General features: G+C 59.5%; 16 protein-coding genes. 11 read left to right on the top strand and 5 right to left on the bottom strand.

From position 1 onward, the window contains the following. On the bottom strand, nucleotides 1–222 hold a 222-nt coding region (locus ACTIEN_RS19185), incomplete at its 3' end, for a response regulator (RefSeq protein ID WP_439524761.1). A gap of 343 nt (nucleotides 223–565) precedes the next feature. Here ACTIEN_RS19185 and ACTIEN_RS19180 point away from each other — a divergent pair. From ACTIEN_RS19180 to ACTIEN_RS19165, 4 genes are all read left to right on the top strand, one after another. Next, the gene (locus ACTIEN_RS19180) at nucleotides 566–2,164 is read left to right on the top strand and encodes a phosphoenolpyruvate carboxykinase (protein WP_439524760.1); all 1,599 of its coding nucleotides are present in this window, start codon (nucleotides 566–568) and stop codon (nucleotides 2,162–2,164) included. A gap of 219 nt (nucleotides 2,165–2,383) precedes the next feature. Further along, a complete protein-coding gene (locus ACTIEN_RS19175) occupies nucleotides 2,384–4,072 on the top strand; it encodes an acyl-CoA dehydrogenase family protein (protein WP_439524759.1) in 1,689 nt (562 codons plus the stop codon). A gap of 144 nt (nucleotides 4,073–4,216) precedes the next feature. Then, nucleotides 4,217–4,552 (top strand): carboxymuconolactone decarboxylase family protein, encoded by a 336-nt coding sequence (locus ACTIEN_RS19170; RefSeq protein WP_439524758.1) that lies wholly within the window; start codon nucleotides 4,217–4,219, stop codon nucleotides 4,550–4,552. A 79-nt stretch (nucleotides 4,553–4,631) separates the two neighbouring features. After that, complete coding sequence (locus ACTIEN_RS19165) at nucleotides 4,632–5,063, top strand: EF-hand domain-containing protein (RefSeq protein WP_439524757.1); 432 nt, start codon at nucleotides 4,632–4,634, stop codon at nucleotides 5,061–5,063. A gap of 76 nt (nucleotides 5,064–5,139) precedes the next feature. Here ACTIEN_RS19165 and ACTIEN_RS19160 read toward each other — a convergent pair whose 3' ends face one another. Continuing rightward, on the bottom strand, nucleotides 5,140–7,641 hold the full coding sequence (locus ACTIEN_RS19160; protein ID WP_439524756.1) for a GcvT family protein: 2,502 nt from the start codon (nucleotides 7,639–7,641) through the stop codon (nucleotides 5,140–5,142). 110 nt (nucleotides 7,642–7,751) lie between these two features. Then, complete coding sequence (locus ACTIEN_RS19155) at nucleotides 7,752–8,171, bottom strand: hypothetical protein (RefSeq protein ID WP_439524755.1); 420 nt, start codon at nucleotides 8,169–8,171, stop codon at nucleotides 7,752–7,754. A gap of 331 nt (nucleotides 8,172–8,502) precedes the next feature. On the opposite strand from ACTIEN_RS19155, the gene ACTIEN_RS19150 reads away from it, so the two are divergent. From ACTIEN_RS19150 to rpe, 7 genes are all read left to right on the top strand, one after another. Then, on the top strand, nucleotides 8,503–9,549 hold the full coding sequence (locus ACTIEN_RS19150; protein WP_292289349.1) for a rod shape-determining protein: 1,047 nt from the start codon (nucleotides 8,503–8,505) through the stop codon (nucleotides 9,547–9,549). 95 nt (nucleotides 9,550–9,644) lie between these two features. Continuing rightward, on the top strand, nucleotides 9,645–10,550 hold the full coding sequence (gene mreC / locus ACTIEN_RS19145; protein ID WP_439524754.1) for a rod shape-determining protein MreC: 906 nt from the start codon (nucleotides 9,645–9,647) through the stop codon (nucleotides 10,548–10,550). Then, complete coding sequence (locus tag ACTIEN_RS19140) at nucleotides 10,547–11,086, top strand: rod shape-determining protein MreD (protein WP_439524753.1); 540 nt, start codon at nucleotides 10,547–10,549, stop codon at nucleotides 11,084–11,086. The genes mreC and ACTIEN_RS19140 overlap by 4 nt, the downstream gene beginning before the upstream one ends. Continuing rightward, nucleotides 11,083–13,026 (top strand): penicillin-binding protein 2, encoded by a 1,944-nt coding sequence (gene mrdA / locus ACTIEN_RS19135; protein ID WP_439524752.1) that lies wholly within the window; start codon nucleotides 11,083–11,085, stop codon nucleotides 13,024–13,026. The genes ACTIEN_RS19140 and mrdA overlap by 4 nt, the downstream gene beginning before the upstream one ends. Continuing rightward, a complete protein-coding gene (gene rodA, locus ACTIEN_RS19130) occupies nucleotides 13,023–14,162 on the top strand; it encodes a rod shape-determining protein RodA (RefSeq protein ID WP_439524751.1) in 1,140 nt (379 codons plus the stop codon). The genes mrdA and rodA overlap by 4 nt, the downstream gene beginning before the upstream one ends. A gap of 3 nt (nucleotides 14,163–14,165) precedes the next feature. Next, nucleotides 14,166–15,101 (top strand): 2-hydroxyacid dehydrogenase, encoded by a 936-nt coding sequence (locus ACTIEN_RS19125; protein WP_439524750.1) that lies wholly within the window; start codon nucleotides 14,166–14,168, stop codon nucleotides 15,099–15,101. A 29-nt stretch (nucleotides 15,102–15,130) separates the two neighbouring features. Continuing rightward, nucleotides 15,131–15,808, top strand: coding sequence for a ribulose-phosphate 3-epimerase (rpe, locus tag ACTIEN_RS19120; RefSeq protein ID WP_439524749.1), 678 nt, complete (start codon nucleotides 15,131–15,133; stop codon nucleotides 15,806–15,808). Here rpe and ACTIEN_RS19115 read toward each other — a convergent pair. Then, entirely contained in the window at nucleotides 15,805–16,239 is a 435-nt protein-coding gene (locus tag ACTIEN_RS19115; RefSeq protein ID WP_439524748.1) for a MaoC family dehydratase, read from the bottom strand. The two genes, rpe and ACTIEN_RS19115, sit on opposite strands and share 4 nt — an antisense overlap. Next, nucleotides 16,229–17,860 (bottom strand): long-chain-fatty-acid--CoA ligase, encoded by a 1,632-nt coding sequence (locus ACTIEN_RS19110; RefSeq protein WP_439524747.1) that lies wholly within the window; start codon nucleotides 17,858–17,860, stop codon nucleotides 16,229–16,231. The genes ACTIEN_RS19115 and ACTIEN_RS19110 overlap by 11 nt, the downstream gene beginning before the upstream one ends. Nucleotides 17,861–17,896 lie beyond the last annotated feature (36 nt).

The following is a 17,896-nucleotide window of genomic DNA, read 5'->3' as shown; positions in this document are numbered from 1 at the left end:
CGGCATCTTGGATTTCTGGCGCACCCGCTGGAGCAGATCCATGCCATCCATCCGGGGCATCTTGATATCAAAGACGGCCATATCGGGCATTTTCTTGTTGAACGCGTCAAGCGCGGCCTGTCCGTCATTGTAGGTTTCGACCTCAAATCCCTCTGCCTCAAGGGTGATCGCGACCGATGTCAGGATATTCCTGTCATCGTCCACAAGGGCGATTTTCGACATGGAGTGTGTTCCTTGTTCTGCTCTCAATTATGTTTTTTTCGCCATTATGCGTATTTTTTTCCTATGCGCCAATGCAATTTTGCGAATCACTTCAAAGCCACAACGTAATTGAGACGGAAAAGTCCTTACGGATGGCTAATTTGCATCACCCTGCCCCGCAAAGCGCCGCCATGGTTGCGCTAAACCTCTTTTGGTTGCGCTAACTGCGCGATTGCGTCCTGTTCAGTTTTGGAACCGGCATGCTAAGACGCCCTCACCCCCGATGAACTGTCGCGGGTGGGTTGCCCCCTGCGCGACTCTGTCTGATAGCGCCGCAAATCGCGCGGCTACAGGAGCTTGGCAAATGACATTTGGACGGGTGAACCCGGAATTCCGGCTGGAAGATCAACAGATCAACGGGCTTGGCAATGTCTATTACAACCTCACAGAGCCAGCTTTGCTCGAAGCGGCGCTGAAACGCGGCGAAGGGACACTCGGCAATGGCGGAGCGTTCCTTGTGACCACCGGCAAATTTACCGGCCGGTCTCCGAAGGACAAGCATGTGGTCAAGACCGACAGCGTGGCAGACACGATCTGGTGGGACAACAACGCACCGATGTCGCCCGAAGGCTTTGACGCGCTCTACGCCGACATGCTGGCCCACATGAAGGACCGCGAGTACTTTGTGCAAGATCTTGTCGGCGGGGCCGATCCGAAACACTCCATCGACGTGCGGTTCATCACCGAACTGGCCTGGCACAACCTGTTCATCCGCCACATGATGCGCCGCCCCGAGCGCGAAGACCTCGACAGCTTTGCCGCAGACTTCACAGTCATCAACTGCCCATCTTTTCAGGCAGACCCGAAAAAACACAATTGTCGCTCGGAAACCGTGATTGCGATGAACTTTGACAAGAAGCTCATCCTGATCGGCGGAACCGAGTATGCGGGTGAAAACAAGAAATCCATCTTCTCGTTGCTGAATTACCTGCTGCCGGAAAAAGGCATCATGCCGATGCATTGTTCAGCCAACCACGCCGTCGGCAACCCGGTCGACACCGCCATCTTCTTCGGCCTGTCCGGCACCGGGAAAACCACGCTTTCGGCTGATCCGAACCGTGTTTTGATCGGTGACGACGAACATGGCTGGTCCGATCGGGGCACCTTCAACTTTGAAGGTGGCTGCTACGCCAAGACGATCAACCTGTCTGCCGAGGCCGAACCCGAGATCTACGCGACGACAACCAAATTCGGCACCGTGATCGAGAACATGGTCTTCGACCCGGACACGTTCGAACTCGACTTCAAAGACGACAGCCTGACCGCCAACATGCGGTGTGCCTATCCGCTGGAGTACATCTCGAACGCATCCTCCACGGCCTTGGGCGGACACCCCAAGAACATCATCATGCTGACCTGTGACGCGTTTGGCGTTCTGCCTCCGATCGCGCGACTGACACCGGCACAGGCGATGTACCACTTCCTGTCGGGCTTCACCTCCAAGGTGGCCGGAACAGAACGCGGCGTGACCGAACCCGAACCGACATTCTCGACCTGCTTTGGCGCTCCCTTCATGCCGCGCCGTCCCGAGGTTTATGGCAACCTGCTGCGCGACAAGATCGCCAGCCATGGGGCAACCTGCTGGCTGGTCAACACCGGCTGGACCGGTGGTGCCTACGGCGCTGGCCAGCGGATGCCGATCAAGGCCACCCGCGCATTGTTGACAGCAGCCCTTGATGGAAGTCTGGCCGAAGCCGAGTTCCGCAAGGATCCGAATTTCGGCTTCGAAGTTCCCGTGATGGTCGAAGGCGTACCGGACATGCTTCTTGATCCGCGCCGCACCTGGAACGACAAGGCGGCTTATGATGCGCAGGCAGACAAGCTGGTCCAGATGTTTGCAGACAATTTCGCGCAATATGTGCCCTACATCGACGACGACGTGAAAGCGGCCGCCATCGGCTAAGACGGACTGCGTCGAAAGGCGCTTGGAAACAAAGAGGCGGGCGCACCAAGTTTCGGTGGGCGCGCCCTTTGTTGTTTCTGCAGGTGCATCCGCGGGTTAGCGCTGCGAAGCAGCAATTCAACACGAAACATTGGAACAAATTCTAGGCAAAATTGGTATTTTTGTTGCGCTGCACCTGCAAAGTAGATATCCAGCGGCAAAGCTGAAAGGACACGATTCATGGCCCATGATGGACAAGACCTGACCCTGACCTCGGAAATCCTTCTTCCGAACCTGCTGGTTCTGACCGGCGCGGCTGTTGCACCTGCCAACGCAGTGCTGGACCTCGCCAAGGCGCGGGTGCATGCCATGGTCGAAGCCGACGGGCGCATCTCGGCAACTCTGATCGAAGACAACCAGACGGCCGCACATGGGTTTGCATGGCTGGCTACATATGTCGAATCGCTGCGCCAGATGCAGGGATGGGCCGAACGCTTGGACGCCGATGGCAAATTCGGCGAGGTTGAACAACTCATCCATCAGATCGCCTTTGGTGAATACCTCTGGCAGATTTACGGCGGTATCCAGATGAACCAGGGCGAAATCGTTCGCCTTCAGGACATTGGGCTCGGCCAGGACGACATGCGCGTTCTGATGACCCCCGAGGTGATGCAGCTCACTCAAAACGGCAACACCCAGAACGCCCGCGTTCGCCTTGTCGAACTGATGCAGGAACGCAGCGCCGAACTGACCGTCGGCGCCTGCGGTCTGGACGACGAACTCGACATGATCCGGGAACAGTTCCGCCGCTTCTCTCTCGACAAGGTGGAACCCCACGCCCACGAATGGCACCTCAAGGATGAACTCATCCCGATGGAGATCATCGACGAACTTGCCGAAATGGGCGTGTTCGGCCTGACCATCCCGGAAGAACATGGCGGCTTCGGGCTGACCAAGAATTCCATGTGCGTCGTGTCCGAAGAACTGTCGCGCGGCTATATCGGTGTTGGCTCGCTCGGCACTCGGTCCGAGATTGCAGCCGAACTGGTGATCGCAGGTGGCACGGACGCGCAAAAAGCCAAATGGCTGCCGGGTCTGGCCTCGGGTGAAATCCTGCCGACCGCCGTGTTCACCGAACCGAACACAGGTTCCGACCTCGGATCGCTCCGCACCAAGGCCGTGAAAGATGAAAACGGGGACTGGATCATCAACGGCAACAAGACATGGATCACCCATGCCGCACGCACCCATGTGATGACAGTCCTTGCCCGCACGGTCCCTGACACCGACAATTACAAAGGCCTGTCGATGTTCATGGCCGAAAAAACCCCCGGCACCGATGAACAGCCCTGGCAAGACACCGGCATCTCGGGCGGTGAAATCGAAGTGCTCGGCTATCGCGGCATGAAGGAATACACGCTCAATTTCGACGACTTCAAAGTGAATGGCGAGAACCTCCTGGGCATGGAAGAGGGCAAAGGCTTCAAGCAGTTGATGGAGACGTTTGAGTCAGCCCGCATCCAAACCGCCGCCCGCGCCATCGGCGTGGCGCAATCCGCGCTCGACGAAGGCATGAAATACGCGCAGGACCGCAAGCAATTCGGAAAGTCGCTGATCAACTTCCCGCGTGTCGCGTCGAAACTGGCGATGATGGCGGTGGAAATCATGGTCGCACGCCAACTGACCTACTTCTCGGCCCGCGAAAAGGACGAAGGCCGCCGCTGCGACCTCGAGGCGGGCATGGCTAAACTTCTGGGTGCCCGTGTGGCATGGGCCGCCGCCGACAACGCGCTGCAAATCCACGGTGGCAACGGGTTCGCGCTGGAATACAAGATCAGCCGCATCCTGTGCGATGCACGCATCCTCAATATCTTTGAAGGGGCTGCCGAAATTCAGGCGCAGGTGATTGCGCGCCGGCTTCTCGGATAAACTGCACAATCACCGCTATCTTACGAAGGCCGGGCAAACTGTCCGGCCTTCTTTTTTGCCCGTGAGGCAAGTCTCCTGATCTGCATCAAAGACCCGGCCATCCCGGAATGCTCTTGCGAAACAAACACATCTCAGGAGCACGATATGAGCTGGAAAGCCAAACTCACCGAAATGAAAGCGCAGTTGAAATCCCTCAACGCAGCGATCCCTGACACAACCGCCGCCTTCGGCGCGTTGGGCAAAACGGTCAAGAAGGACGGCGCCCTCACCTTCAAGGAAAAGGAATACGTGGCACTTGGCATCGCCGTTGCCACACGCTGCGAGCCTTGCATCCTGTTTCACACCGAGGCGCTGGTTCGCCTGGGTGCAAACCGCGACGAGGTGTCCGATGTGCTTGCTACATGCATCCAGATGGGCGGCGGGCCTGGCCTGATGTACGCTGGCAAAGCCTTGGACGTATTCGACGAACTCGCCGCCTGAGCCTGCGACACATTGGCGGGATGCAGACCCGGCTCACCACCCCTAAATATTCCAAATAATTAATATGTATGAGGTCATCATGTCCAAGTCCCCCATCCTCCTAGCCTTGCTGTTCGCAGCGACAACCGCAACCGCCCAACAAGGTGTGCCCGGCGGCCATTTCGTCGAAAACTGGGATCTGGATGGCGATGGTCAGGTTACGCTTGCCGAAGCCACAGAACGGCGCGGCGACGTGTTTCTGACGTTCGACGCCGATGAAAACGGCGTCCTGACACAGGAAGAGCATGATCTTTTCGACGAAGCCCGCGCGATGGATATGGCCCAGAACGGCGAAGGCAACGGCACGGGCCAACGCAACCCCGCCAACGGCATGCTGCGCGAGGTGACCGACGCCAATGGTGATGGTGACGTGACGCGCGAAGAGTTCATGGGTGCTGTGCCCACTTGGTTCGCGAACATGGATCGCAATGGCGACAAAGTGGTCACCACAGACGATTTCGGCCGGGGCTGACCCAACACGCCCAACAGGGGCGTTTTTCCGTTGACGGAAAAATCCGGACGCGTCGACGCGTCCGGTTCCTCTCCGATCAGCCGTCGATACGGATGACCTCGTTCTTCGGGTCATAGGGGCTGTCCTCAACCACCTCGGCATCCCAAAGCTGGTCGAACATCTTGACCTTCAACCTGGTCCCAGGAACCGCAATTTCGGGTTTGACATAACCCATGCCGATGGATTTACCGAACGCCACCGAATAGCCGCCCGACGTCAGACGCCCCACACGGGTCTCGCCGTGATACAGCACTTCACGCCCCCACGGATCGGCATCCTCCGGCCCGTCGATCAGGAGCGTGCAGCATTTGGACCGCACCCCGGTTTCCTCGAGCGCCGCCTTGCCGTGGAATTCCTTCGACAGGTCCACAAACCGCGGCAGATCGGCTTCCAATGGCGTCGCGTCACGGCCCAATTCGTTGCCAAAGGCGCGGTAGGATTTTTCCTGACGCAGCCAGTTCTGTGCACGACCACCGACCAGCTTCATGTCGTGCTTGGCCCCCGCCGCCATCAGCTGATCCCAAAGGTAATTCTGCATCTCAATCGGGTGGTGAAGTTCCCATCCCAACTCGCCGGTATAGGCAACGCGGATCGCGCGCACCGGGCACATGCCCAATTCGATGTCACGACAGGTCAGCCACGGGAATCGCTTGTTTCCCAGAACGGTTTCCGGATCGGCATCCTTGACGATCTCTTTGAGCACATCGCGCGATTTCGGCCCGGCGATGGCAAAGACACCCCATTGGGTCGTCACATCCTGGATCTCGACATAGCCAAACTCCGCCGCCTTGTCCTCGGCCGCCTTGCGCAGATAATCCGCGTCATAGGCCGTCCAGGCACCGGCGGAGACGAGGTAGTACTCGTTCTCGCCCAGCCGCACGATGGTGTATTCCGTGCGCGTGGTCCCCTTTGAAGTCAGCGCGTAGGTCAGGTTGATCCGACCCACCTTGGGCAGCTTGTTGCAGGTGAACCAATCAAGGAACTCGGTCGCGCCCGGCCCCTTGACCAGATGCTTGGTAAAGGCGGTCGCATCGATCAGGCCCACGCCTTCGCGCACGGCCTTGGCTTCGTTCACCGCGTATTGCCACCAGCCACCGCGCTTGAAGGACCGCGCGTCGTGGTCGAAGGTTTCCGGCGCATCCAAGGGACCATAGTAATTCGGACGTTCCCACCCGTTCACGCAGCCGAACTGCGCGCCCAACGCCTTTTGCCTGTCGTACGCTGGCGCAGTCCGAAGCGGACGGCAGGCCGGGCGTTCCTCGTCAGGATGGTGCAGGATGTAGACGTGCTCATACGCCTCTTCGTTCTTGCGCGCGGCGTATTCCGTGGTCATCCACGAGCCGTACCGCTTGGGATCGAGCGAGGCCATGTCGATCTCGGCTTCCCCCTCGACCATCAGCTGCGCGAGGTAATAGCCCGTGCCGCCCGCTGCGGTGATGCCAAAGCTGAAGCCCTCGGCAAGCCACATGTTGCGCAGCCCCGGAGCCGGACCCACAAGCGGGTTGCCATCGGGTGTATAGCAGATCGGACCGTTGAAATCGTCCTTGAGCCCCACGGTTTCCGAGGTCGGAATCCGGTGGATCATGCTCATGTATTCCTCTTCGATCCGCTCCAGATCCAGCGGGAACAGGTCCGCGCGGAAACTGTCCGGCACTCCGTATTCAAACCGCGCCGGCGCATTGCGCTCGTAGGGCCCCAAAATCCAGCCGCCGCGTTCCTCGCGCACATACCACTTGGCATCGGCATCGCGCAGCACCGGATGTTCGGGGTTGCCCGCCTTGCGCCACTCGACCAATGCGGGGTCCGGTTCGGTCACGATGAACTGGTGCTCCACCGGAATCGCAGGGATCTTGATTCCCAGCAGCTTGGCCGTGCGCTGCGGATGGTTGCCCGTGGCTGTCACGACATGTTCGGCGTGAATGACGATCTGTTCGTCCGACGGCACGAGGTTGCCGCCCTTTTCCACCATCTTGGTGCAGGTGACATCCCAATGATCGCCGGTCCAGTGGAACGCATCCGCCTGCCACTTGCGTTCGATCATCACGCCGCGCTGCCGGGCGCCCTTGGCCATCGCCATGGTGACATCGGCCGGGTTGATGTAGCCATCGGTCGGGTGGAAGATTGCGCCGACCAGATCTTCGCAATTGACCAGCGGATACCGTTCCTTGATCTGCGCGGGCGACAGCCATTCGTAAGGCACGCCACAAGTTTCCGCCGTAGACGCGTAGAGCATGTATTCGTTCATCCGCTCCTGACTTTGAGCCATGCGCAGATTGCCAACAACCGAAAAGCCCGCGTTCAGCCCGGTCTCTTCCTCAAGCGTCTTGTAGTACTTGATGGAATAGTCGTGAATATGGGTCGTCGCATAAGACATGTTGAAATAGGGCAGAAGGCCCGCCGCATGCCAGGTCGACCCTGACGTCAGCTCATCCCGTTCCAGCAGCATCACATCCTCCCACCCCGCGCGGGCGAGGTGATAGGCAATCGACGTACCGACAGCTCCGCCACCGACAACCAAAGCTTTGACATGCGTTTTCATGGGGACTCACTCCAAGGTGTTTGACCCTGTGAATACCTGCCACTTGAACGTCCTGCCAAACTTACCCGACACGTTGCAGCAGGAAAACGACGTGCTGTCGTTTCAGACGGTTAGTCCAGAACGCGGGCACGCGGGAAAAGCGATGTTTCAGGTGCCAAGCCCAACTTGGCCGAGGCAAGCTGAACCGGTGCGTCGATCATCACCGTGTCGGCACTCGTTGCGACAACCGGCTCCTTGTCCGTGTCGAACGCTTGGATCGGCATGTCGAGTCCAACCTGTTGCAACAGCCCGGACTCTTCCGCCCATTCAAGACCTGACGAAACACCTGACTTGGCAGTATCAAAAGCCGCAAACGCATATCCGGCCTCGTCCCCGAACCGGTCGAGGACCGAAACCTTGTAGTGCTCAAGGGAATACCCGTTTTCGGATGCGCCAGCCTGCTGGGTGTAATCCCACGTCGCGATTACACCCGTCAGACCAGTTGCAAGAAAGCCGAGTTTGAACAGACTCTTTAACAGCTTACCAATCATTGTAACCCTCTGGCTGACTTGGCTTATTCTACGCTTCAGTCGCGCTGGGAATACGGTCACAACTTGGTCATTGCGCGACAACCGCCTCACTTGTGGTTCCGACACGTCAACAGTGCCAAAGCTCTGCAAAAATCTTTACGACATTGAGGACAATCGCGGTTATTCAGTCAGATCACCGCGTTATACGCAGCCATGCGCGGCATGTGGCAGATTCACGCTGGCAAAGCGCGTTCTGGCCCTTTCGCAGCATCCAAACCAGTCATATAAGGCGAATGCTGGCGACCCCGAAAGAGTCGTGGGCCAAAGAGTTATTTTCTTGGGGCAAGGCAAAATGTTGGGATTGGACAAATTGTTGGGCATGTTCTCGTCGGACATGGCCATCGACCTTGGGACGGCGAACACGCTGGTCTATGTGAAAGGTCGCGGAGTTGTCCTTTCGGAACCCTCCGTGGTCGCCTACCACATCAAGGACGGTCAGAAAAAAGTGCTGGCGGTCGGCGAGGATGCAAAGCTGATGCTGGGCCGCACGCCCGGCAGTATCGAGGCGATCCGCCCGATGCGCGAAGGTGTGATCGCCGATTTCGACGTTGCTGAAGAGATGATCAAGCACTTCATCCGCAAGGTGCATAAACGCTCCACCTTCTCCAAACCCAAGATCATCGTCTGCGTGCCGCATGGCGCGACCCCGGTGGAAAAGCGCGCGATCCGGCAGTCAGTTCTGTCGGCTGGTGCGCGCAAGGCGGGGCTGATTGCGGAACCCATCGCAGCCGCCATTGGTGCCGGCATGCCGATCACCGATCCGACAGGCAACATGGTTGTCGATATCGGCGGCGGCACCACCGAAGTCGCCGTTCTGTCGCTGGGTGACATCGTCTACGCTCGCTCGGTCCGCGTCGGGGGTGACCGCATGGATGAGGCGATCATCAACTACCTGCGGCGGCAGCAAAACCTGCTGGTCGGCGAAAGCACAGCCGAGCGCATCAAGACCTCGATCGGCACGGCGCGCATGCCAGATGACGGGCGCGGCACATCCATGATGATCCGGGGGCGTGACCTGTTGAACGGCGTGCCCAAGGAAACAGAGATCAGCCAGGCACAGGTGGCCGAGGCGCTGTCCGAACCTGTTCAGGCGATCTGCGAAGCCGTGATGACTGCCCTTGAAGCAACCCCACCCGATTTGGCGGCTGACATTGTTGACCGGGGCGTCATGCTCACCGGCGGCGGCGCATTGCTGGGCGATCTGGATCTGGCCCTGCGCGAACAAACGGGACTGGCTGTGTCCATTGCCGATGAAAGTCTGAATTGCGTGGCTCTGGGCACCGGAAAGGCGCTCGAATACGAAAAACAGCTGCGCCACGCGATTGACTACGATAGCTGATCCGATCACGCTTCCCCAAGGGGAGTTTCGACCGGCACGCGGCGTGATCCGAAAACAGAGTTCCACTTTTCGGGTTGCGCTCAAAAGGGGGGCTTTTGGCAAAGAACGGCACCAACAGCGAAGACTATACAACCCCGCTGCGGCGCTTGCTGCTGGCGGTGGTCGTTCTGTGCCTGCTGGGGCTGTTTTTCATCTGGCGCATCGACAGTCCCCGTGTCGAACGGTTTCGCGCTGCTGTTGTCGATACGGTCATCCCAAGCTTTGACTGGGCCATGGCCCCCGTCACCGCAACCGTGAACCTAGCCCGCGATTTTCGTAGCTATCAGCGGATTTACGAACAGAATCAGGAACTGCGCCGCGAACTGCGCCAGATGTCGTCGTGGAAAGAGGCCGCGCTTCAACTGGAACAGGAAAACGCCAAACTGCGCGATCTGAACAATGTCCGCCTTGACCCGCGCCTGACTTACATCACCGGAGTCGTGCTTGCAGATTCCGGCTCGCCATTCCGGCAATCGCTTTTGATCAATGTGGGGTCGCGGGACGGGATTGTTGACGGATGGGCAACAATGGACGGGACTGGCCTTGTCGGGCGCATTTCGGGTGTGGGCGCCAACACAAGCCGCGTGATCATGCTCACCGATGCCACCAGTCGCATTCCCGCGACGATCCAGCCGTCGGGCCAGCGCGCGCTGATTGTCGGAGACAACACCTCGGCCCCGCCCATAGACTTTCTTGAAAACCCCGACCAGGTGCGTCCGGGTGACCGGATCGTGACCTCTGGCGACGGCGAGGTGTTTCCTCCGGGCCTGTTGATCGGACAGGTTGCACAAGACCCCGGTGGGCGCCTGCGCACCCGACTGGCGGCAGACTATGAGCGGCTCGAATTCCTGCGTGTTCTGCGCGATCACGGCGCCCGTCGCGTGTCGAACCCCTCGGCGCTGATCCTGCCGGAAACACAACCCGGCGCTACAAACGCGGCGGCAGCAGAGCCCGAGCAATGATGGATTCCGGTCTGCTGCATCTCTGGGGCATGCGCCTGCTGTTTGTCCTGATGGCGCTGCTGGTCCTGTTCTTTCACCTGTTGCCGCTCAACCCCGCGCCCAGCCAATGGGCCAGTCCGGATGTTCTTGTGGCGATGGTATTCGCCTGGTCGGTGCGCCGCCCGGATTACGTTCCGATCCTGTTGGTCGCCGCGGTGATGTTGCTGGCCGATATGATGCTCCAGCGTCCGCCCGGACTTTGGTCGGTGCTGGTTGTCTGTGCGGCAGAATGGCTCAAATCGCGCGAACGGCGGCAGCGGGAAACCACTTTTGTTCTTGAATGGCTGACCTTCGCGAGTACCCTGATTGTGATTACGGTCCTCTATCGCGCGGTTATGATGATCCTTATTCTTGCACCCGGAACGCTCACGCTGAGCCTTGTTCAGGTGCTGATGACCATCGCCATCTATCCGGTGATCGTGGGCGTGTCATATTTCCTCTTCGGCGTGCGTCGTGCCGCACCCGGAGACATGGATCGGCTGGGGCGAACGCTATGAGACGAGCGCCAAAGGATACGGCGGAAAGCATCCGCAAAATCTCGCGTCGGGGATTGATCCTTGGCGGCGTGCAGCTTGGCTTTGCGGGCGCGCTTGGCCTGCGGATGCAGCACCTTCAGGTCGATCAGGCCGATGAATTCCGCCTGCTTGCCGAAGAAAACCGCATCAACATCCGGCTGATCCCGCCAACGCGCGGTCAAATCTTTGATCGAAACGGCGTGATCATTGCGGCCAACGAACCCTCGTACCGCATCACCATGGTCAAGGAAGACGCAGGCAATGTCGATGACGTGATCGCCCGGCTGTCCTCGCTTGTGGAACTGGACGAAGACGAACTGAACCGCGCCCTGACGGAAATGCAGCGCAGCGCGCCGTTTCTGCCTGTCACCGTGGCCGAGCGTGTGACCTGGGACGACATCAGCCGTGTCGCGGTCAACGCTCCTGCCCTTCCTGGCGTAACACCCGAAGTCGGCCTGTCGCGACTGTACCCGCGTCGCGGCGATTTCGCCCATGTGGTTGGCTATGTCGGCCCAGTCAGCGAACGCGATCTTGCCCGCTATGAAACCCCCGACCCGGTGCTGCGGATTCCGCGCTTCCAGATTGGCAAAGTCGGCATCGAAGCCCGCCACGAAGAAGCCCTGCGCGGCCGCGCCGGGGCGAAACGGGTTGAGGTCAACGCGGTCGGCCGCGTCATGCGCGAAATCGACCGTCGCGAAGGCACTCCGGGTGCCGACATGCAGCTGACCGTGGACAGCAAGCTCCAAAGCTACATCCAGGCCCGTCTTGGCGACGAAAGCGCCTCGGTGGTTGTCATGGATGTCACCAACGGGGATCTCCTGGGCATTGCGTCGTCACCGTCCTATGACCCGAACAAATTTGTCCGGGGCATTTCCGTGCCCGACTACGGAGGTCTGCGCGACAACGATCACCGTCCGCTGGCCTCCAAGACCGTGCAGGACGCCTATCCTCCCGGATCGACCTTCAAGATGGTCACGGCCCTCGCCGCGCTGGATGCCGGTGTGGTGGCCCCTGACGAAACCGTCTGGTGCCCCGGTCATCTTGAGGTCGCGGGACGGCGTTTCCACTGCTGGAAACGCGCCGGACACGGACATATGAACCTTGAACAGTCGCTGCGTGAAAGCTGTGACGTGTACTATTACGATCTGGCCCTCAAGGTTGGCATCGAACGGATTTCCGAAACCGCCCGCAGATTGGGCATGGGCACTGCGTTCAGTATCGGCATGTCGGCCGTGACCGAAGGGTTGATGCCCGACAAGGATTGGAAACAGCGCGAACGCGGCGCGGGTTGGGTGATCGGTGACACGGTCAACGCCTCGATCGGTCAGGGCTTCGTACTTAGCTCGCCCTTGCAACTTGCGGTGATGACAGCGCGTCTCGCCACCGGCAATGAGGTCACGCCGCGCCTTGTGCGCCGCGTGGGCGTAACGGAACCAGAGTTGATCGGCGGGCAGGATCTTGGGTTCAACGAAAACCATCTGCGCCAGATTCGCCGTGCGATGTATGCCGTCAGCAACAACCGCCGCGGCACGGCTTATGGATCGCGCATCATCGAAGAAGCCTATCGCATGGCGGGCAAGACCGGCACCAGCCAGGTCCGCAACATCACTGCGGCGGAACGGGCGCGCGGTGTCACCAGCAACGAAGATCTCCCGTGGAACCGTCGCGACCATGCGCTCTTTGTGAACTACGCCCCCCATGACAGGCCACAGATCGCCGTGTCGGTTGTGGTCGAGCATGGGGGCGGTGGATCAGCCGCCGCTGCACCAATCGGCCGCGACGTCACATTACAAGCGCTCTACGGCGAGAACCCTCCCTTGGCGGCCTACCCCTCAAAGGATCGCGAACGGATTCGAACGCAACAGGAACGCCTGCAACAGGTGCTTCAGGCCAATGATCCCGATGGGCGCAGCCGGGCATGAGTTATCTTGAGTATACGGTCAAGACCGTCCCGGCAGGCTGGCGAAAGATGTTGTTCATCAACTGGCCGCTGGTCGTCCTGCTGACCGCGATCGCAGGTGTCGGGCTGTTGATGCTCTATTCGGTTGCAGGCGGGTCTATGACGCCATGGGCAGAGCCGCAGATGAAGCGGTATGCACTTGGACTGGCGGTAATGTTCATCGTGTCGATGGTGCCCATCTGGTTCTGGCGAAACATGTCGGTGATGGCCTATATCATCGCGTTTGCATTGCTTGTGGGTGTTGAATTCTTTGGGTCGGTGGGCATGGGCGCGCAGCGCTGGATCGACCTTGGCTTCATGCGCCTGCAACCGTCAGAGCTGATGAAAGTCTCTTTGGTGATGGTTCTCGCCGCCTATTACGACTGGCTCCCGATGAAGAAAATCTCGCATCCGTTCTGGGTGCTTGTTCCGATCTTCCTGATGCTCTTGCCGACCTTTCTGGTGTTGACGCAGCCTGATCTTGGCACTGCCATTCTGCTGATCGCCGGTGGTGGCTTGATGATGTTCCTCGCGGGGGTGCATTGGGCCTATTTCGGCACAGTTCTCACCGCGACGATTGGCGGGATATACGCGGTGTTCCTGAGCCGAGGAACAGACTGGCAGTTGCTCAAGGACTACCAGTTCCGCCGCATTGATACCTTTCTGGACCCGTCATCCGATCCGCTGGGTTCAGGCTACCACATCACACAGGCCAAGATCGCGATGGGATCAGGCGGCTGGACCGGGCGTGGCTTTATGCAGGGCACCCAGTCCCGGCTGAACTTTCTTCCGGAAAAGCACACTGACTTTATCTTCAACACATTGGCCGAGGAATTCGGCTTCATCGGCGGCATCTCGTTGCTCCTGCTTTATGTGCTGATCCTCGTGTTCTGCATTGTCTCTGCCTTGCAGAACCGGGACCGCTATTCCTCGCTTCTGATCCTCGGGATCGGGGTCACGTTCTTCCTGTATTTCGCCGTCAACATGTCCATGGTGATGGGCCTTGCCCCGGTTGTCGGCGTGCCTCTGCCACTGGTCAGCTATGGCGGTTCGGCCATGTTGGTCTTGATGATCGCGTTTGGCTTGGTACAGAGCGCACATATCCACCGTCCGAGGTAAGCTATGACCATCAACGTCCTGTTCGCCGCCCACGCCAACCGCTGGGCGCAATATGAAACACCCTTGCGCACAGCGCTGGATGCCATCGGGATTGACTACACGCTCGGCACCGACATGGCCCCCGAAACGGTGGATTACATCGTCTACGCGCCCAACTCGGATGTGCAGGACTTTACACCCTACACCCGGCTCAAGGCGGTTCTGAACCTCTGGGCCGGCGTTGAAGACGCTGTTGGCAATCCGACACTCACGGTGCCGTTTGCGCGCATGGTGGACGATGAAGGGCTGACACAGGGCATGGTGGAATGGGTGACCGGCCACACGCTGCGCCACCACCTTGGGATGGATGCCCATATCGTGAACCCGGACCACACCTGGAACGCCAAAGCGCCGCCCGTATCCGCAGATCGCCCCGTCGGCATTCTGGGGCTGGGCGAACTTGGCACCGCTTGCGGACAAGCATTGACCGGACTGGGCTTTCCCGTCACCGGCTGGGCACGCAGCGAAAAAACGATCGAAGGCATGACCTGCCTGTCCGGCAAAGACGGATTGCACGATGTTCTGCGGCAGTCGCAGATTCTGATCCTGCTGTTGCCCCGCACACCCGAGACGGAAAATACGCTCAACCGCGAATCGCTGGCCCTGCTTCCAGAAGGCGCGTTCATCATCAACCCCGGTCGCGGACCCTTGATTGACGATGATGCGCTGCTGGAAGCGCTCGATAGCGGACAGGTGGCCCATGCCACGCTGGATGTGTTCCGGGTTGAACCGTTGCCAAAGGACCATCCGTTCTGGGCGCATCCCAACGTGACGGTCACACCCCATATCGCATCCGAGACCCGCCCCCCCAGCGCGGCGCGGGCGATTGCCGAAAATATCCGGCGCGGCGAAGCCGGTGAGCCGTTCTTGTACCTTGTGGACCGCGACGCCGGGTACTAAGTCCGCAGCGACCGCCAAGGAGAGCTGCCATGACTTTTGACCGTTCGGTAAAAATCGCCCCGTCCATCCTCGCCTCTGACTTCGCCAATTTCGGAGCCGAGATTCAGGCCGTCGAGACGCAGGGCGCAGACTGGATTCACGTCGATGTCATGGACGGGCATTTTGTTCCCAACATCAGCTTCGGTCCCGCAACCTGTGCCGCGATCCGCCCACACATCAAGACGGTGATGGACGTCCATCTGATGATCGCACCGGTCGATCCCTATATCGACGCCTTCGCCGAAGCGGGCGCCGACATCATCACCGCTCATGTGGAAGCCGGTCCGCACATTCACCGCACCCTTCAGGCGATCCGCGCAAGTGGTGCCAAAGCCGGTCTGGCACTGAACCCCGGCACCCCGGCCGAAGCGGCAGCGCCCCTGCTCGATCTGGTCGACCTGATCTGCGTCATGACGGTGAACCCCGGTTTCGGAGGGCAGAAATTCATCCATTCCTGCGTGCAGAAAGTCACCGAACTGCGCGAGATGATCGGCGACCGCGAGGTGCATATCGAAATCGACGGAGGTGTCGACCCAAGCAATGCGCCCCTTGTCGTTGCCGCAGGTGCCGACGTTCTTGTGGCCGGGTCAGCCGTGTTCAAGGGTGGATCGGTCGACAACCCCGCACCTTACGGCGACAACATCCGCGCGATCCGGGCTGTCGTCTAAACAGCGATTTCGAACACGTTGATCCACTTTGCGACGATCGCGGGCTTGTCCAGGCCCTCGATCTCGACCGCGACGTCCCAAACCACGTCATAACGCCCCGGTTTTTCATTGACATCGGAAACACGGAACCGCCCCCGGATACGTTGCCCCGCCCGCACGGGGGTGACGAACCGGACACGGTCAAACCCATAGTTCAGACCTTGTACCAGCCCTGGAACCTCGGGTTGCACATCGTATGACATCGCCGACAACATCGACAGCGTTAGAAACCCATGCGCCATCGTTCCACCCTGCGCGGCCATCCGCCTTTCATCCAGATGGATGAATTGCCAATCCTCGGTCACATCGGAAAAGCCGTTGATCCGCTCTTGGGAAATCTCATACCAGCGCGACAGGCTGGGTGGCATGGTGCGCAATACGTCAGCGGACATCCGGCAGCACATAGTCGGCAAAGGTCTTGCGCAACGTCAGCTTGGACACCTTGCCTGTGGCGGTCAGCGGCAGAGCATCGACAAACAATAAGTCATCCGGCAACTGCCACTTGGCAAAATGCTCGGACATCAGCGCGTGAATGTCGTCCAGCTTTGGCTCACAGCCCTCTTTCGGGACCACCACAAGCACCGGCCGTTCATCCCATTTGGGATGCGCAATCGCGATCACCGCGCAATTGGCCACCTCTGGATGGGCCATCGCGATGTTCTCAAGATCAATCGAACTGATCCACTCGCCCCCTGACTTGATCAGGTCTTTCGACCGATCCTGAATGCCAAGGTAGCCATCCGGTGAAATTGTGGCCACGTCGCCTGTGCCGAACCAGCGATCCGCATCAATGGCGACCTTGGTCGCCTCATCATTCTTGAAGTACCCCGAGATCACGGCGTTGCCACGCACATAAAGCTCTCCTACCGCCTTGCCATCATGCGGCAAGGGCTGGCCATCTTCCCCAACGATCTTGAGGTCCACCCCAAACATCCGCCGCCCCTGCAAGGACTTGCGCGCCATACGATCTTCGAACGGCGCATCATCCATCGAGTTCGGCAATTGTCCCGTGGTGCCAACCGGGCTCATTTCGGTCATGCCCCATGCGTGGCAGACATCAATGCCCATTTTCTCGAAAAACTCGATCATGCTGCGCGGTGCGGCAGACCCGCCAATCACAACCTGATCAAGCTCGGATGGCGGTTTGCCGCGCGCTTCGATCTCGGCCCGCAGACCAAGCCAGACAGTCGGAACACCCCAGCTTGCGGTGACCTTTTCGCTTGCCATCAGATCATAGAGCGATGGCCCGTCCAGTTTCCCCCCCGGCATAATGAGCGACGCCCCGACGATGGGCGCGGCGTAAGGCATGCCCCAGGAATTGACGTGGAACATCGGGACCACCGGCAACAACCGCGCACCTTCGTGCAACGACCGGGGAAGCGTCACTGCGATGAACAACGCATGCAGAACGGTCGAGCGGTGCGAATAAAGCGATCCCTTCGGGTTGCCCGTTGTTCCCGAGGTGTAACACAGCCCCGCAGCCGTATCTTCGGGCAGGTCCGGCCAGTCGTAATCGGTGGCGTGGGGTGCAAGCAGGTCTTCGTAACACAACAGGTCCAGCGCAGATTCCGGCATGTGCGCCGCATCGGTCATCACGACCAGCGTCAACTCCGAAGGCAGATGGTCCTTCAACGCCTCTAGGATCGGAACAAAGGTCAGATCGACAAAAAGCACCCGGTCTTCGGCATGACCGATGATGTAAAGCATCTGCTCTGCCGACAGGCGCGGATTGATCGTATGACATACCGCGCCCATGCCCGAAATGCCATAATACAGCTCAAAATGACGATAGCCGTTCCAGGCCAGCGTTGCGACCCGATCGCCCTGCTGCACCCCAAGCGCGGTCAACGCATGTGCCAGTTGCGCCGTGCGTTTTAACGTGTCGGCATAGCTCTGGCGGTGCAGATCCCCTTCGGTGCGCACCGAAACGATTTCGCCGGAGCTGTGGATTTCAGCGGCGTACCGAAGCAGTTCGATCACCGACAATGGGCGATTCATCATGAGTCCTTGCATCGGGCCCTCCCTTGCCTTCCGCTTGCGCGTTTTAGA

Origin of the sequence: Marivita sp., assembly GCF_051859345.1 — a bacterium.
Lineage (GTDB): Bacteria > Pseudomonadota > Alphaproteobacteria > Rhodobacterales > Rhodobacteraceae > Marivita.
This window is presented reverse-complemented; position numbering and strand designations above follow the sequence as displayed.

What these genes read in the sequence shown, in the direction of transcription:
- ACTIEN_RS19140 (WP_439524753.1), top strand. Translation starts at nt 10,547, where the DNA reads ATGATGGATTCCGGTCTGCTGCATCTCTGGGGCATGCGCCTGCTGTTT.
- rodA (WP_439524751.1), top strand. Translation starts at nt 13,023, where the DNA reads ATGAGTTATCTTGAGTATACGGTCAAGACCGTCCCGGCAGGCTGGCGA.
- rpe (WP_439524749.1), top strand. Translation starts at nt 15,131, where the DNA reads ATGACTTTTGACCGTTCGGTAAAAATCGCCCCGTCCATCCTCGCCTCT.
- ACTIEN_RS19125 (WP_439524750.1), top strand. Translation starts at nt 14,166, where the DNA reads ATGACCATCAACGTCCTGTTCGCCGCCCACGCCAACCGCTGGGCGCAA.
- ACTIEN_RS19110 (WP_439524747.1), bottom strand. Translation starts at nt 17,860, where the DNA reads ATGCAAGGACTCATGATGAATCGCCCATTGTCGGTGATCGAACTGCTT.
- mrdA (WP_439524752.1), top strand. Translation starts at nt 11,083, where the DNA reads ATGAGACGAGCGCCAAAGGATACGGCGGAAAGCATCCGCAAAATCTCG.
- ACTIEN_RS19165 (WP_439524757.1), top strand. Translation starts at nt 4,632, where the DNA reads ATGTCCAAGTCCCCCATCCTCCTAGCCTTGCTGTTCGCAGCGACAACC.
- ACTIEN_RS19150 (WP_292289349.1), top strand. Translation starts at nt 8,503, where the DNA reads ATGTTGGGATTGGACAAATTGTTGGGCATGTTCTCGTCGGACATGGCC.
- ACTIEN_RS19160 (WP_439524756.1), bottom strand. Translation starts at nt 7,641, where the DNA reads ATGAAAACGCATGTCAAAGCTTTGGTTGTCGGTGGCGGAGCTGTCGGT.
- ACTIEN_RS19180 (WP_439524760.1), top strand. Translation starts at nt 566, where the DNA reads ATGACATTTGGACGGGTGAACCCGGAATTCCGGCTGGAAGATCAACAG.
- ACTIEN_RS19115 (WP_439524748.1), bottom strand. Translation starts at nt 16,239, where the DNA reads ATGTCCGCTGACGTATTGCGCACCATGCCACCCAGCCTGTCGCGCTGG.
- ACTIEN_RS19170 (WP_439524758.1), top strand. Translation starts at nt 4,217, where the DNA reads ATGAGCTGGAAAGCCAAACTCACCGAAATGAAAGCGCAGTTGAAATCC.
- ACTIEN_RS19155 (WP_439524755.1), bottom strand. Translation starts at nt 8,171, where the DNA reads ATGATTGGTAAGCTGTTAAAGAGTCTGTTCAAACTCGGCTTTCTTGCA.
- ACTIEN_RS19175 (WP_439524759.1), top strand. Translation starts at nt 2,384, where the DNA reads ATGGCCCATGATGGACAAGACCTGACCCTGACCTCGGAAATCCTTCTT.